The following is a 14809-nucleotide window of genomic DNA, read 5'->3' as shown; positions in this document are numbered from 1 at the left end:
CGCGGAAATCAGGTGCCGCACAGGGGGGTCAAAAAAGATGAACAATGCTCTACTCTCACGCGCATGTCCTGGACCCGAAGGTTCGTCCTCGCGCTCACCGCGGTGCTCGCGGCACTCGCCGCGGCCCTGCTCACCGCACCCGGGGCCCAGGCCCACGAGGAGCGGCCCGTCACCTTCCCCGACGGCTCCGGCAGCGTGCCGAAGCTCCGCACCGGGGAACCCGACCTCCTCGTCTGCAAGACCGACCGGACCGACTTCGCGCGTCGCGTCTCCGGCTTCCCCGCCACCCTCAAGGCCCGCAACCTCGCCCTCTTCGAACGCTGCGCCCGCAGCGGCTACCGCCACCTCCAGCAGGCCGTGGACGCCGTCGACCGGCCCGGCCTCACCATCGCGATCCTCCCCGGCCTCTACGAGGAGGAGCCCTCCCTGCCGCCGCCGGCCGGAGCCTGCGCCACCCTCAAGGCCCCCAACTCCGCCCTCGGCTACCAGATCCTCAGCTACGAGCAGCAGCGGCAGTGCCCGCACAACCAGAACCTCGTCGCCATCCTCGGCAAGAAGGACCTCCAGATCGAGGGCACCGGCGCCTCCCGGCTCGACGTCGTCATCGACGCCAAGTACCGCAAGCTCAACGCCGTGCGCGCCGACGGCACCGACGGCGTCTACTTCCGCAACTTCACCGCCCAGCGCACCACGTTCAACTCGCTCTACGTGCTCGCCGCCGACGGCTTCGTCATCGACGACGTCCTCACCCGCTGGAACGACGAGTACGGCTTCCTCACCTTCGCCTCCGACCACGGCCTCTACAAGAACTGCGAGTCCTACGGCAACGGCGACTCCGGCATCTACCCCGGCTCGGCCTCCAACATCAACAACGGCCGCGGCTACGACGTCCCCCGCTACTCCATCGAGATCACCGGCTGCCGCAGCCACCACAACATGGTCGGCTACTCCGGCACCGCCGGAGACTCCGTCTGGGTCCACGACAACGAGTTCGACCACAACATGGGCGGCGCCTCCATGGACTCCGCCTTCCCCGGACACCCCGGACTGCCCCAGAACCACGCCCACTTCGAGCGCAACCTGATCCACGACAACAACTCGAACTACTACCCCTACGTCGCCGACGGAACCTGCGCCAAGCCGCCCGTCGACCGCGGCTACGAACAGGGCGTCGTCTGCCCGCAGATCTCCATGCCCCCCGGCACCGGCATCATCACCGCCGGCGGAAACTGGAACCTCTACGAGAACAACTGGGTCTACGGCCACCAGCGCGCCGCCTTCTTCCTCAACGCCGTCCCCGCCTTCATCCGCGGCGAGTCCGCCTGGGGCAAGCAGACCGACACCTCCCACCACAACCGCTACGCGGACAACCACCTCGGCGTCGACAAGTCCGGCAACTCCCGCCCCAACCGCAGTGACGTCTGGTGGGACGGCCAGGGCGGCGGCAACTGCTGGCAGACCGACGCCGGAGCCGCCACCCCCGGCGCCCTGCCCGGCTGCGGCGCCCGCCGCGGCGAGGTCTCCGGCAACACCGACCGGCTCGTCGGCGAACCCGTCAAACTCGCCCAGCTCCTCGTCTGCGCCGACTACAACGTCCAGGCCCGCCGCCTCCCCGCCGGCTGCGACTGGTACGGCGCCCGGGGCATCCAGCGCGTCGAGACCCAACTCGCCCTCGGCAGCGCCCTCGTCCTCGCCCTGGCCGGCTTCGCCCTCTGGTGGCGCCGCCTCCGCGGCAGCAGGCTCGCCACCGTCGCCTCCCTCCTCGGCCTGGCAGGCCTGGCCCTCGACGTGGCCGGCTCGACCCTCGCCCTCACCCCGACCGTCGTCCCGGCCCTCGCACTGCTCCTCACCGGCATGTGGTGGACCCTCCTGGGCCTCGCCCTCCGTCCCACCCGCCCGGTCCTCGCCTGGACCACCGTGGCCCTCGGCGCCCTCACCCTCCTCGACGCCTTCGACAAGGCGGTCCTGATGGTCCCGGGCATCCCCGTGAGCCCGGCCTGGCTCCGCCTGCTCCTCGGCGTGGTGTGGGTCCTGTGGGCCGTGGTCGCCGCCGGCGCCCGCACCCCGAACCCGTCACCCGAAAACCCGCCCACCCCCGAAGCCGAACTGGCAGCCGTGCCGGGGTCCGGCTCCGCACCCGAGGGCTCCCGGTCCGGCTCCCCGTCCGGCTCCGACTCCGGCTCCGATTCCCGAAGCGGCTCCGGCTCCGGTCGTGCTCCCGCCCCCGGTTCCGCGCCCTCCGAGGCCCGGCCGCACGAGGAGGGGACGGCGTGACCCGCACGCGGCGGGCCACGCCCCGCCTCCCCCTCGCGCCGCTGGCGCTCGTCCTCGCCGCCGCCGTGACCCTGGTGGGCTGCGGCGGCCGGGCCACCACCCACCACAAGCCCGGAACCAGCCACCAGGAGGACACCGGAAGCAGCGGCACCCTGCTCCCGGCCCGGGACGAGGCCGGGCACCGGCTCAGGGAACTGCCCACGACGGACGCGCCCACCGTCCGCGCCGACGCCCTTCCCGACAGCGAGGGCGGCTGGAACGTCCACCTCGTCGTGGAGAGGTTCCGCTTCACCCCCGAGAGCACCGGCGGCGCGGCCCTCCCGGGCCGCGGCCACGCCCGCCTCCTCGTCGACGGCAAGGAGACCGCCCGCCTCTACGGCCCCTGGGGGTACGTACCGCCCGGCGCCCACACCCTGACCGTCCGGCTCCACGCCGACGACCACACGGTCTGGGCCGTCGCCGGCGCCCCCGTCCAGGCCACCCTCCGCCTGGGCGCCGGCCCCACCACCTCGGGCCCCGGCCAGGCCACCTCCCCTCCCGTCGCCTCTCCCTCCGCCACCTCGCCGAGCCCCCGCCCGACCGCTTCCCCCGTGCCCGAACCCGGCCGCACCGTCACCCTCACCATCACCGGCAAGACCGTCGCGCCACCCCCTTCCCGCATCGAGCTCAAGAAGGGCGAACGCCTCACCCTCCGGGTGACCGGCGACCGCGCCGACACCGTCCACGTCCACGGCTACGACCGTGAACTGCCCCTCACCCCCGGCACACCCGCGACCCTCACCTTCACGGTCGACCGCACCGGTCTCTTCGAGGTGGAGACCCACGAGTCCGGACTCGTGCTCACCCAACTCGTCGTCCGATGACCGGACCCCTCACCCAGGCGGCCGCCCAGGCCGCCTGGGGCGCCGGGGCCGCCCAGGCCCCCGCCCCCGTGGTCGGGATACCGCTCGCCCACGGCATCGGCTCACAACACGACCTCCCCCTCTCGCCGTTCTACGCCTACGCGGGCGCCTTCGCCGCGCTCCTCATCTCCTTCCTCGCCCTCGGCCTGCTCTGGTCCACCTCCCGCTTCCGCGGCGACCGGTCGGGCCGCCCGCTCCCCGCCGCCCTCCAACGGGTGGCCGACGCCCCCGCCACCCGTACCGCCCTCCGTCTCCTCGGCGCCGCCGGCGCCCTCGTCGTCCTCCTCCACCTCCTCTTCGGCCCCGACGACCCGGACCGCAACCCCGCCCCCGGCGCCCTCTACGTCCTCCTCTGGGTCGGACTCGTCCCCGCCTCCCTCCTCCTCGGCCCCGTCTGGCGCCTCCTCAACCCCCTGCGCGCCCTCCACTCCCTTCACCCGCCGCGAACTCCCCGCCCCCTCCCCGCCGCCCTCGGCATCCGCCCCGCCGCCGCCGGACTCCTCCTCTTCACCTGGCTCGAACTCGTCGTCCCCGACAACACCTCCACGGTCACCCTCCTCGTCGCCCTCGGCATCCACACCTCCGTCCAGCTCCTCGGCGCCGCCCGCTACGGCGCCACCTGGTTCGCCCACGCCGACCCCTTCGAGGTCTACTCCTCCCTTCTCGCCCGGCTCTCCCCGCTGGGCCGTCGGGCCGACGGCCGGCTGGTCGTCCGCTCCCCCTTCCACGGCCTCGACGCCACCCCGCAGACGCCCGGCCTCGTCGCCACCGTCTGTGTCCTCCTCGGCTCCACCGCCTACGACGGCCTCTCCGACAATCCCCGCTGGATCACCACCCTCCAGACCTCACCCCTCGGACCCGCCCCCACGGCCACCCTCGGCCTCCTCGCCGCCGTCGCCCTCGCCGCCGCCTGCTACGGACTCTGCGCGGGCGCCCTGCGCCTCGTGAACCGCACCGTCACCAACCCGCTCACCTCCTTCGCCCACTCGCTCCTGCCCATCGCCCTCGGCTATCTCGTCGCCCACTACTTCTCGCTCTTCGTCACCGAAGGGCCACGCACGGTCATCTTGGCAGGGGGCACTGACAACGCCCTCGCACCCGCCCCGCCACTGGGCCCCGGCGGCCTCGCGACGCTCCAGGTCTCGGCGATCGTCACCGGTCACGTCCTCGGTGTGATCGCCGCCCACGACCGGTCGGTCCGCCTGTTCCCGCCCGACCGCGCCGTCGCCGGACAACTCCCGCTGTTCGTGCTGATGATCGCGTACACCCTCGGCGGCATCGGCCTGCTGATCGCCTGAAGCCGATGCCCGCCGTCCGACCGCCCGACGGGAGCGGCATCATGGTCCCCGTGCCCCAGACGCGAACCCAGACCCCGCCCGTGCTCCGCCGCGCCCCCGTACAGCAGCGCAGTGCCGAGCGGCTCGCCCGGATCCTCGACGCCTGCGCCGTCCTGCTCGACGAGACCGGGTACGAGCAGCTGAGTACCCGTGCCGTCGCCGGCCGCGCCGGAGTCCCCATCGGCTCCGTCTACCGCTTCTTCGGCAACAAGCGGGCGATGGTGGCCGCCCTCGCCCACCGCAACCTGGACGAGTACGCCCGGCGGATCTCGGACCGGTTCGCCGAGGCGCCGTTCCTCGACGCGCACGGGGCCATCGACGGCGTCCTGGACGAGTTCATCGCGATGAAGCGGACCGTCCCCGGCTTCGCGCTCATCGACTTCGGGGTGCCCGCCGCCGCGCCCGGGGAAGGCGCGGGCGGACGCGACGAGGCGCGCGGCGGTCCTGCGGGGCGCGACCGCGAGGAGGCCTCCGGAGGCGAAGGCGACGACCGGGCCGGAGGCGAAGGCGGGAGTGCGGCCGGAATCGACGTCGAGGATCCCAACCGGCTGGTCGCCGAGCGGATCTGCGCGCTGATCGCCACCCATCTGCACCGGCCCGCCGACGACGACCTGCGGCGGAAGGTCCTGGTCGGCGTCGAGACCGCCGACGCCCTCGTCAGGCTCGCCTTCCGTACCGACCCGGCCGGCGATCCGGCGCTCGTCGACGAGACCCGCCAGCTGCTCTACGCCTATCTGGTGCCCTCGCTCTCGTAACCTCCCGCAGACCCCTCCCTGTACGTGCCTACCGGTCGGTATGCTCGGCGTCACCCGACGCCGCCCCAGGGAGACTCCATGTCCACCGCCCTGCGCATCTGTCCCCTCTGCGAAGCGACCTGCGGACTCGCCCTGACGATCGAGGGGACCCGTGTCACCGGCGCCCGCGGCGACCGTGACGACGTCTTCAGCCGGGGCTTCGTCTGCCCGAAAGGCGCCGCCTTCCCCGAGATCGACGCCGACCCGGACCGGCTGCGCGGCCCGCTGGTCCGCGAGGACGGCCGGCTCCGCGAGGCCACCTGGGAAGAAGCCTTCGACACGATCGCCGCCAGAATCCGACCGCTGATGGAGGAATACGGCCCGGACGCCGTGGGTATCGTCCTGGGCAACCCCAATGCGCACACGATCGCCGGCTCGCTCTACCCGCCCCTGCTGATCGGCGCGCTGCGCACCCGGAACCTCTTCACGGCGTCCACGCTCGACCAGATGCCCAAGCACGTGTCCAGCGGCCTGTTGTTCGGAGACCCCTTCGCCGTCCCCGTGCCGGACCTGGACCGCACCGATCACCTGCTGATCCTCGGAGCCAACCCGCTGGACTCCAACGGCAGCCTGTGCACGGCCCCCGACTTCCCCGGCAGGCTCAAGGCGCTGCGCCGGCGCGGCGGCACCCTCACCGTCGTCGACCCCCGGCGCACCCGCACCGCCCGGCTCGCCGACCGGCACGTCCCGATCCGCCCCGGCACCGACGCGCTCCTCCTCGCCGCCCTCGCCCACACCCTCTTCGAGGAGGGACTCACCGGCCTCGGCCCGCTCGCCGCCCATGTGGAGGGGGTCGAGGAGGTACGGGCGGCGATGCGGGAGTTCACCCCCGAGGCGGTCGCCGACGCCTGCGACGTGGACGCGGACACCATCCGCGCCCTCGCCCGGGAACTGGCCGCCGCGCCCACCGCCGCCGTCTACGGGCGGATGGGCAGCTCCACCGTGGAGCACGGCGCCCTCGCCAACTGGCTCGTCGACGTCCTCAACATCCTCACCGGCAACCTCGACCGGCCCGGCGGCGCCCTCTTCCCCCTCTCCGCCACCGCGCCCGCCCCGCGCCCCGCCGCACCCGGGAAGGGATTCGCCCTCGGCCGCCGGCACAGCAGGGTCTCGCACCACCCCGAGGTCAAGGGGGAGTTGCCGCTCGTCGCGCTGGCCGAGGAGATCGAGACACCGGGGGAGGGGCGAATCCGGGCGCTGATCACCGTCGCCGCCAACCCCGTCCTGTCCGCCCCCGACGGCGACCGCCTGGACGCGGCCCTCGCCACCCTCGACCTGATGGTCGCCGTCGACCCCTACCTCAACGAGACCACCCGCCACGCCGACGTCCTGCTGCCGCCGCCCCCGCCGTCCCGGAGCGCCCACTTCGACTACGCCTTCAACAACTTCGCCGTACGGAACCAGGTCCGCTACACCCCCGCCGCCCTGCCCCTCGAAGCGGACCGCATGGACGAGTGCGAGATCCACGCCCGGCTGATCCTCGCCGTGTCGGGGATGCACGGCGCCCCGCCGTCCGCCGTCGACCAGCTCGCGATCGACACCACCCTGGCCAAGGCCGTGACTCAGGAGCACTCGCCCGCCCACGGCGTGGACCCACGGGAGTTCGCGGCGGGGCTGACCGGGGAGACCGGGCCCGAGCGCCGGCTCGACCTCATGCTCCGCCTCGGGGCGTACGGGCTCACCCTCGACGAGCTGCGGGCGCACCCGCACGGCCTGGACCTCGGCCCCTTGAAGCCGCGCGTGCCCCAGCTGCTCAAGACCCGCAGCGGCCGGATCGAACTGTTCCCCGCGCCGCTGGCCGCCGACCTGCCCCGGCTGCGCGCCGCGCTGCACGCCGTACCCGACCCGGGCACCCTCCGGCTCGTCGGGCGCCGCCATCTGCGCTCCAACAACAGCTGGCTGCACAACACCCCGGCGCTCGAGGGCGGTTCGAACCGGTGCACCCTCCAGGTGCACCCCGAGGACGCGGCCCGGCTGCGGCTGACCGACGGCGGCCTCGCCCGGGTGAAGGGCGAGGGCGGTGAGCTTGAGGTGCCCGTCGAGGTGAGCGAGGGGATGCGGCCGGGGGTGGTGAGCATCCCGCACGGCTGGGGTCACGACCGGACCGGCGCCCGGCTCTCGGTGGCGTCCACGCGCCCCGGGGTCAACGTCAACCAGTTGCTGGACGGCTCCCGGATCGACCCCCTGTCGGGCACCGCCGTGCTGAACGGCTTCCCCGTACAGGTGTCACCTGTGCTGCCGGCCCCGCAGCCGGACCACTAGCCGGCCCCACCAGCCGGCCCCGCGACCGGCCCCGCCGGGGGACGCCGACCGGCCCCGCCCGGGGCACGCCAGTCTGCCCCGTCCGAGGTGCTGCCCTGAGCGCCACCGCCTTGACCTGGGGTTTTGCTCGTATTGCTCACGCGTCAACATCTTGTTAACAGCGGAAGAGGACACCTACCGTCATGCGGACCGCCGCTCGGCGGCAGTTCAACGGTGAACGTGAGGTGTCCTCCATGCTGACCGTCCTCGGCTTCGCCATGATCGCGACCTTCCTGGTCCTGATCATGATGAAAAAGATGTCGCCGATCGCGGCGCTCGTACTCATTCCCGCGCTCTTCTGCGTCGCGGTCGGACAGGGGGCCCAGCTCGGCGACTACGTCATCGAAGGCGTCGGCAAGCTGGCGCCGACGGCCGCCATGCTGATGTTCGCCATCGTCTACTTCGGCGTGATGATCGACGTCGGCCTCTTCGACCCGATCGTCCGGGGCATCCTGCGCTTCTGCAAGGCCGACCCGGTGCGGGTCGTCGTGGGTACGGCGGTGCTCGCCGCGATCGTCTCGCTGGACGGCGACGGCTCTACCACGTTCATGATCACCGTCTCGGCGATGTATCCGCTGTACAAGCGGCTCGGGATGAGCCTGGTGGTCATGACGGGTGTCGCCGCGACCGCGAACGGCGTCATGAACACGCTGCCCTGGGGCGGTCCCACGGCCCGCGCCGCGACCGCCCTCAAGCTGGACGCCGCCGACATCTTCGTCCCGATGATCCCGGCGCTCGGTGTCGGCCTGCTCTTCGTCTTCGTCCTCGCGTACGTCCTCGGCCGCCGTGAGCGCAAGCGCATCGGCTACCTCACGCTGGACGAGGCCCTGGTGCCGGAGAGCGAGACCGTGCTGGTCGGCGCGGGTGGCGGCGCCGACGGTACGGGCACGTCGGCGAAGCCGGCCGCGGGTGCGGGTGCGGGTGCAGGTGCTGGTGCCGATACGGGTACGGGTGCGGCCGGTGTCGATGGAGGCGACGGCGCGCGGGGTGACGAGGGCTTTCAGGGGCTCGACCCGAAGCGGGCGACGCTGCGGCCCAAGCTGTACTGGTTCAACGCCGGTCTGACGGTCGCGCTGCTCGCCGCGATGATCCTCGAACTCATGCCGATCCCGGTGCTGTTCCTCCTCGGCGCGGCCCTCGCGCTGACCGTGAACTACCCGAACATGACCGAGCAGAAGGCGCGTATCGCCGCTCACGCCGACAACGTCCTCAACGTCTCCGGCATGGTGTTCGCCGCCGCCGTCTTCACCGGTGTGCTCACCGGCACGGGCATGGTCAAGCACATGGCCGACTGGCTGGTCGACGCCATCCCCGCCGGCATGGGTCCGCACATGGCGCTGGTGACCGGTGTGCTGAGCCTCCCGCTCACGTACTTCATGTCGAACGACGGCTTCTACTTCGGTGTGCTGCCGGTTCTCGCCGAGGCGGGTGCGGCGCACGGTGTCTCGCCGCTGGAGATCGCGCGGGCCTCGCTGGTCGGCCAGGCGCTGCACATGTCGAGCCCGCTGGTGCCCGCCGTCTACGTCCTCGTCGGCATGGCGAAGGTGGAGTTCGGCGACCACACCAAGTTCACGGTGAAGTGGGCCGCGCTGACCTCGCTGGTCGTTCTCGCGGCGGGAATCCTCTTCGGGATCATCTGACCCGGGTCCGGTTCGGGCCCCGGTCGGGGTCTGAGCCGGACGGGCGACTTCGGAGGGTGGCGTGGGCAAGTCGCCACCCTTCGTGCCGCTGTCGTCACAGATAGTCCGATTATCGGCTCATCTCTGACGATGCCCCTCCGGAGGCCCCCGCATGACCGCTCGTACCACCCGTCCCCTCGCCATGACCGCCACGGCCGCCGTGCTCGCGCTCGGCGGCCTCTCGCTCGCCGCCGCCCCGGCCGCCTTCGCCGCCCCCGGCGACAACGGTGATGTGAAGATCCACAAGGTGGGTACGCCCGCCGACTCCCAGAACGACGAGCCGAAGGTCTGCAAGTTCTACCTGGCGGCCTTCAACTTCGACAATCTGCAAGAGGTCGACTGGGAGATCAGCCCGCAGCCACCCAAGGCCGACGGCCCGCAGCTCAGCGGCCACATCACCCTCGGCGGCATCGGCAAGGGCAATACCCGCCCGCTGTCGCTGCCCAATGGCCAGTACAAGCTCGTCTGGACCTTCGAGGGCGAGAACGGGGCCGGCAAGCACAAGGTCTTCAAGGTCGACTGCCCCGGTGACGTCACGACCGGCGGCAACGGCAACGGCGGCCCCGGTGGCGGCCCCGGCGGACACGGTCCCGGCAAGCCCCCGCACGGTCCGGTCGGCGCGGGTGGCGGCGGCAGCGCGGACATCGCGGCCCAGGACTCCTCCGCGTTCGGCGTCGGGGCGGCCGTCGCGGCCGGACTCGCCGGTACGGCCGGACTGGTCCTGATCCGCCGCTCGCGCCGCCGCGACGATGGCGTCGCGTAGGGCTTCGGCGACGCGTACGGCATCGGCCACGCGCAGGGCGCCGGTGACGCGCGGGGCATCGGCGCCGCACGGCCCGTCCCGCCTCTCGCGCAGGCGCCGGCGCCTGTTCCGGCTCGCCAGGACCGTGACGGTGACCGTGGTCCTGGTGGCCGGGGGCGTCTGGTGGGCCGGAGGCGAGGAACCGGCCGACGGACCGCTCGCCGTCGCCCCGGTCGCGCCCGGCGCGACCGGGGCACGGGCGGCGGCCGGAGCGCCGGCCGGGCTGGACCGCAAGGCCAAGGCCCGGGAGGGTGCGGCGAACCGGCCTCCGGCCTCGCCCCGGCCGAAGGCCGCCCCCCGGCCCGTACCGCCGCCCTCGCCGCTGTCCCGTTCGCGTCCCACCGCCGTCGCCGTCCCGGCCATCACCATCGAGGCGCCGGTGACCGAACTCGGCCTGGACGCGGCGGGGCGGCTCGCGACGCCGCCCGTCGACAACCCCCGGGTCGTCGGCTGGTACGGGAAGGGGGTGACCCCGGGGGAGCGTGGAACCGCCGTCGTCGTCGGCCACCGCGACACCCGTACCGGGCCGGCCGTCTTCCTCAACCTCGACTCGCTCAGCCCCGGCAACACCGTCCGGGTCGCCCGCGCGGACGGCAGGGTCGCCGTCTTCACGGTCGACCGCGTCCGGACGTACGCCAAGGCCGACTTCCCCGACAAGGAGGTGTACGGCGCCACCGGGCGGCCCGAACTGCGGCTGCTGACCTGCGGAGGCGCCTTCGACCGCAGGACGGGCTACGAGGCGAACATCGTCGTCTTCGCCCACCTCACCGACATCGCCCGGAAGATCTGACCGGCGGACCCCAGCCGCGTCCGTCGTTCTCCCCGCCCCGGCGGGCCCGCGCCAACCGGCGTGCGCGCCCGCCGGGGCGCGGCGGTTCCTCCGCCAGGGCCACTGCCCGGCCGAAGCCCGGCACGATGAGCCGGGCCGCGGAGAGCTTGGGCCACGGAGAGCCCCGGCCGCGGCGACCCCCGGCCGCGGCGACCCCCGGCCGCGGCGACCCCCGGCCGCGGAGACCCGGCCCACCCCCGAAGCTCTGGCGCGTGAAAACTAACAGCGCTAGTTTGGTGCGGACGGTGAACCGGTCGCCGACGCACCCGTCGGCAGCGTGAGGAGAGAGCGGATGAAGGCGCACGACGCGATGTACATCGGCGGGGAGTGGCGCCCCGCCGCGGGCTCCGACACGATCGCCGTGGTCAACCCGGCGGACGAGCAGGTCATCGGCCACGTCCCGGCCGGCACCGCCGAGGACGTCGACGCCGCCGTACGGGCCGCCCGCGCCGCCCTGCCCGGCTGGGCCGCGACCCCGCCCGCCGAGCGCGGAGCCCGTATCGCCGCCCTGCGCGACGCCCTCGCCGCCCGCGCGGAGGAGATCGCCGCCACCGTCACCGCCGAACTCGGCGCCCCGCCGCAGCTCGCCGCCGCCGTCCACGCCGGACTGCCGATCGCCGTGGCCGGCTCGTACGCGGAACTGGCCGCCACCCACCCCTTCGAGGAGAAGGTCGGCAACTCCACCGTCTACGCGGAGCCGGTCGGCGTCGTCGGCGCCATCACCCCCTGGAACTACCCGCTCCACCAGGTCGTCGCCAAGGTCGCCCCGGCCCTCGCCGCCGGCTGCACGACCGTCCTCAAGCCCGCCGAAGACACCCCGCTCACCGCCCAGCTCTTCGCCGAGGCCGTCCACGAGGCCGGGCTGCCCGCCGGAGTGTTCAACCTGGTCACCGGGCTCGGCCCGGTCGCGGGCCAGGCGCTCGCCGAGCATCCGGACGTCGACCTCGTCTCCTTCACCGGCTCCACCGCCGTCGGCCGCCGCATCGGCGCCCTCGCGGGCGGCGCCGTCAAGCGGGTCGCCCTCGAACTCGGCGGCAAGTCCGCCAACGTGATCCTGCCGAGCGCCGACCTCCCCAAGGCCGTCGCCGTCGGCATCGCGAACGTCATGTCCAACTCCGGCCAGACGTGCAGCGCCTGGACCCGGATGCTGATCCCCGCCGACCGGTACGAGGAGGCGGTGGCGCTCGCCGCCGAGGCCGTCGCCAAGTACGTCCCCGGCGAGCGCGTCGGCCCGTTGGTCAACGCCAAGCAGCAGCGGCGCGTCCTCGGCTACATCGAGAAGGGCGTCGAGGAGGGCGCCCGGCTCGTGGCCGGCGGCCCCGAGGCCCCGCGCGAGACCGGCTACTACGTCTCCCCGACCGTCTTCGCCGACGTCACCCCCGAGATGACCATCGCCCAGGAGGAGATCTTCGGCCCCGTCGTCTCGCTCCTCCGGTACGAGGACGAGGACGAGGCCCTGGCCATCGCCAACGGCACCGTCTACGGCCTCGCCGGGGCCGTCTGGGGCGAGCCCGAGGCGGCCGTCGCCTTCGCCCGCCGCATGGAGACGGGCCAGGTCGACATCAACGGCGGCCGGTTCAACCCGCTGGCCCCCTTCGGCGGCTACAAGCAGTCGGGCGTCGGCCGCGAACTCGGCGCGCACGGCCTCGCCGAGTACCTCCAGACCAAGTCCCTCCAGTTCTGAGCCCCGAGGAGCCGTCCACGTGAGCACGATCCGCGCCGCCGTCCTGCCCGCCGTAGGCTCGCCGCTGGAGATCACCGACATCGAGCTTCCCGAGCCCGGCCCCGGCCAGGTCAGGGTCCGGCTCGCCGCCGCCGGGGTCTGCCACTCCGACCTGTCCCTCTCCGACGGCACCATGCGCCTGCCGGTCCCGGCCGTCCTCGGCCACGAGGGCGCCGGCACCGTGGTCTCCGTCGGCGAGGGCGTCACCCATGTCGCCCCCGGCGACGGGGTCGTCCTCAACTGGGCGCCGTCCTGCGGCGTCTGCCACCCCTGCTCGCTGGGCGAGGTCTGGCTCTGCGCCGACGCCCTGACCGGCGCGGCGAACGTCCACGCCCACACCGTGGACGGCACCCCGCTCCACCCCGGTCTCAACGTCGCCGCCTTCGCCGAGGAGACCGTCGTCGCGGCGCGCTGCGTCCTTCCGGCTCCCGACGGAGTGCCGCTCACCGACGCCGCGCTGCTGGGCTGCGCCGTCCTCACCGGCTGGGGCGCGGTCCACCACTCGGCCCGGGTCCGGGCGGGCGAGTCCGTCGCGGTGTTCGGCGTCGGCGGCGTGGGCCTCGCCACCCTCCAGGCCGCCCGGATCGCCGGGGCCTCGACGATCGTCGCCGTGGACGTCTCCCCGGAGAAGGAGGAGCTGGCGCGGGCGGCGGGGGCCACCGAGTACGTCGTCGCCTCCGCGACCACGGCCAAGGACATCCGGAAGCTGACGGGGGGCCACGGCGTCGACGTGGCCGTCGAGTGCGTCGGCCGCGCCGTGACCATCCGCACCGCCTGGGAGTCCACCCGGCGCGGCGGCCGGACCACGGTCGTCGGCATCGGCGGCAAGGACCAGCAAGTCACCTTCAATGCCCTGGAGATCTTCCACTGGGGCCGTACCCTCGCCGGATGCGTCTACGGCAACTCCGACCCGGCCGCGGACCTGCCGGTGCTCGCCGAGCACATCAGGGCGGGCCGGTTCGACCTCGGCGCCCTCGTCACCGAGCGGATCACCCTGGAGGGCATCCCGGGCGCCTTCGACAACATGCTCGCGGGCAAGGGCGGCCGAGCGCTGGTCGTCTTCCCCTGACCCCTGACCCCTGACCCTTGACCCTTGACCCTTGACCCTTGACCCCTGACCCCTGACCCCTGACCTGACCTGACCCCCGACCCCTGCCCCCTGACGACGTGCGGGAGCCCGTACCGGTCGATCCCGCCGGTACGGGCTCCCGCACGTCGATCAGATGTCGAGCACCAGACGGTCGCCGCGGGCGCGGCCGACGCAGATCATCATCGTCGTCCCCGAGGCCTTCTCGTCCTCGCCGAGGACGGAGTCGTGGTGCTCGGGTGTCCCGGCGAGCACCTTCGTCTCGCAGGTGCCGCACCAGCCCTCCTCGCAGGAGTACGCGACACCCGGCACCGCCTCGCGCACGGTGTCGAGCAGGGTCCGGCCGGGCTCCACGCGCAGGGTCAGACCGCTCCGGCGCAGCTCCACCTCGAAGCCGCCCGACGCGGTGGCCCCAGCGATGACCTCCGCCTCGGCCCCCGCGTCCGGCGCCGCCCCGAACCGCTCCGTGTGCAGCGGCCCCGCCCACCGTTCCTCCACCGCCCGCAGCAGCCCCTCCGGGCCGCAGCAGTACACCGCCGTGTCCGCCGGCAGCCCGGCGAGGACACCGTCCAGGTCGGGCAGCCCCGCCGTGTCCCGCGGGACGAGCGTGACCCCGGGGAGTCCGGCGAGTTCCTCGCGGTACGCCATGGAGGCCAGGCTCCGGCCGCCGTACAGCAGGGACCAGGACCCCGGCGGCAGCGAGCGGATCATCGGCAGCAGAGGGGTGATGCCGATGCCGCCCGCGAGGAACAGATAGCGCTCGGCGGGCACCAGCGGGAAGCGGTTGAACGGGCCGCGCACCCCGAGGACCGTGCCCTCCCCGACCGAGGTGTGGATCTCCTCGGAGCCGCCCCGGCCCGCCGGTTCGCGCAGCACCCCGAGCCGGTACGTGCTCCGGTCCGCCGGGTCGCCGCAGAGCGAGTAGTGCCGGACCGCCCCGGACGGCAGGGTCACCTCCAGATGGGCGCCCGGCTCCCACGGGGCGAGAGCGGCCCCCGTGGGGTCGGCGAGCAGCAGCCCGAGGACGCCCTCGGCCTCCCGGAGCACCGAGCGGACCGTCAGCCGGACCATGGACATGGCA

Annotated in this window: 11 protein-coding genes; 10 read left to right on the top strand and 1 reads right to left on the bottom strand. The window is 73.6% G+C overall.

Annotated features, from left to right (window positions below):
• Nucleotides 1-63 precede the first annotated feature (63 nt).
• From V4Y03_RS06145 to V4Y03_RS06100, 10 genes are all read left to right on the top strand, one after another.
• Entirely contained in the window at nucleotides 64-2274 is a 2211-nt protein-coding gene (locus V4Y03_RS06145; protein ID WP_332434258.1) for a right-handed parallel beta-helix repeat-containing protein, read from the top strand.
• Nucleotides 2271-3137 (top strand): hypothetical protein, encoded by an 867-nt coding sequence (locus V4Y03_RS06140; protein ID WP_443079750.1) that lies wholly within the window; start codon nucleotides 2271-2273, stop codon nucleotides 3135-3137. Before V4Y03_RS06145 ends, V4Y03_RS06140 begins: the two co-directional genes overlap by 4 nt.
• On the top strand, nucleotides 3134-4474 hold the full coding sequence (locus tag V4Y03_RS06135) for a hypothetical protein (protein ID WP_443079749.1): 1341 nt from the start codon (nucleotides 3134-3136) through the stop codon (nucleotides 4472-4474). The genes V4Y03_RS06140 and V4Y03_RS06135 overlap by 4 nt, the downstream gene beginning before the upstream one ends.
• A gap of 41 nt (nucleotides 4475-4515) precedes the next feature.
• The gene (locus V4Y03_RS06130; protein ID WP_332437115.1) at nucleotides 4516-5268 is read left to right on the top strand and encodes a TetR/AcrR family transcriptional regulator; all 753 of its coding nucleotides are present in this window, start codon (nucleotides 4516-4518) and stop codon (nucleotides 5266-5268) included.
• Between the two features lie 78 nt (nucleotides 5269-5346).
• The gene (locus tag V4Y03_RS06125; protein ID WP_332434257.1) at nucleotides 5347-7569 is read left to right on the top strand and encodes a molybdopterin oxidoreductase family protein; all 2223 of its coding nucleotides are present in this window, start codon (nucleotides 5347-5349) and stop codon (nucleotides 7567-7569) included.
• Nucleotides 7570-7802: 233 nt separating this feature from the next.
• A complete protein-coding gene (locus tag V4Y03_RS06120) occupies nucleotides 7803-9248 on the top strand; it encodes a CitMHS family transporter (protein WP_332437114.1) in 1446 nt (481 codons plus the stop codon).
• A gap of 151 nt (nucleotides 9249-9399) precedes the next feature.
• Entirely contained in the window at nucleotides 9400-10050 is a 651-nt protein-coding gene (locus V4Y03_RS06115; RefSeq protein WP_332434256.1) for a hypothetical protein, read from the top strand.
• A gap of 43 nt (nucleotides 10051-10093) precedes the next feature.
• Nucleotides 10094-10879: a class F sortase gene (locus V4Y03_RS06110; RefSeq protein ID WP_332434255.1), complete on the top strand. Its 786-nt coding sequence runs from the start codon at nucleotides 10094-10096 to the stop codon at nucleotides 10877-10879.
• A 331-nt stretch (nucleotides 10880-11210) separates the two neighbouring features.
• Complete coding sequence (locus V4Y03_RS06105) at nucleotides 11211-12602, top strand: aldehyde dehydrogenase family protein (protein WP_332434254.1); 1392 nt, start codon at nucleotides 11211-11213, stop codon at nucleotides 12600-12602.
• 19 nt (nucleotides 12603-12621) lie between these two features.
• Entirely contained in the window at nucleotides 12622-13710 is a 1089-nt protein-coding gene (locus tag V4Y03_RS06100; RefSeq protein WP_317875324.1) for a Zn-dependent alcohol dehydrogenase, read from the top strand.
• Between the two features lie 150 nt (nucleotides 13711-13860).
• Here V4Y03_RS06100 and V4Y03_RS06095 read toward each other — a convergent pair whose 3' ends face one another.
• Nucleotides 13861-14805 (bottom strand): PDR/VanB family oxidoreductase, encoded by a 945-nt coding sequence (locus V4Y03_RS06095; RefSeq protein WP_332434253.1) that lies wholly within the window; start codon nucleotides 14803-14805, stop codon nucleotides 13861-13863.
• Nucleotides 14806-14809: the final 4 nt, after the last annotated feature.

Origin of the sequence: Streptomyces sp. P9-A4, from assembly GCF_036634195.1 — a bacterium.
Classification (GTDB): Bacteria; Actinomycetota; Actinomycetes; order Streptomycetales; family Streptomycetaceae; genus Streptomyces.
Note: the sequence above shows the minus strand (reverse complement) of the source record. Positions and strands in the feature narration are given on the sequence as shown.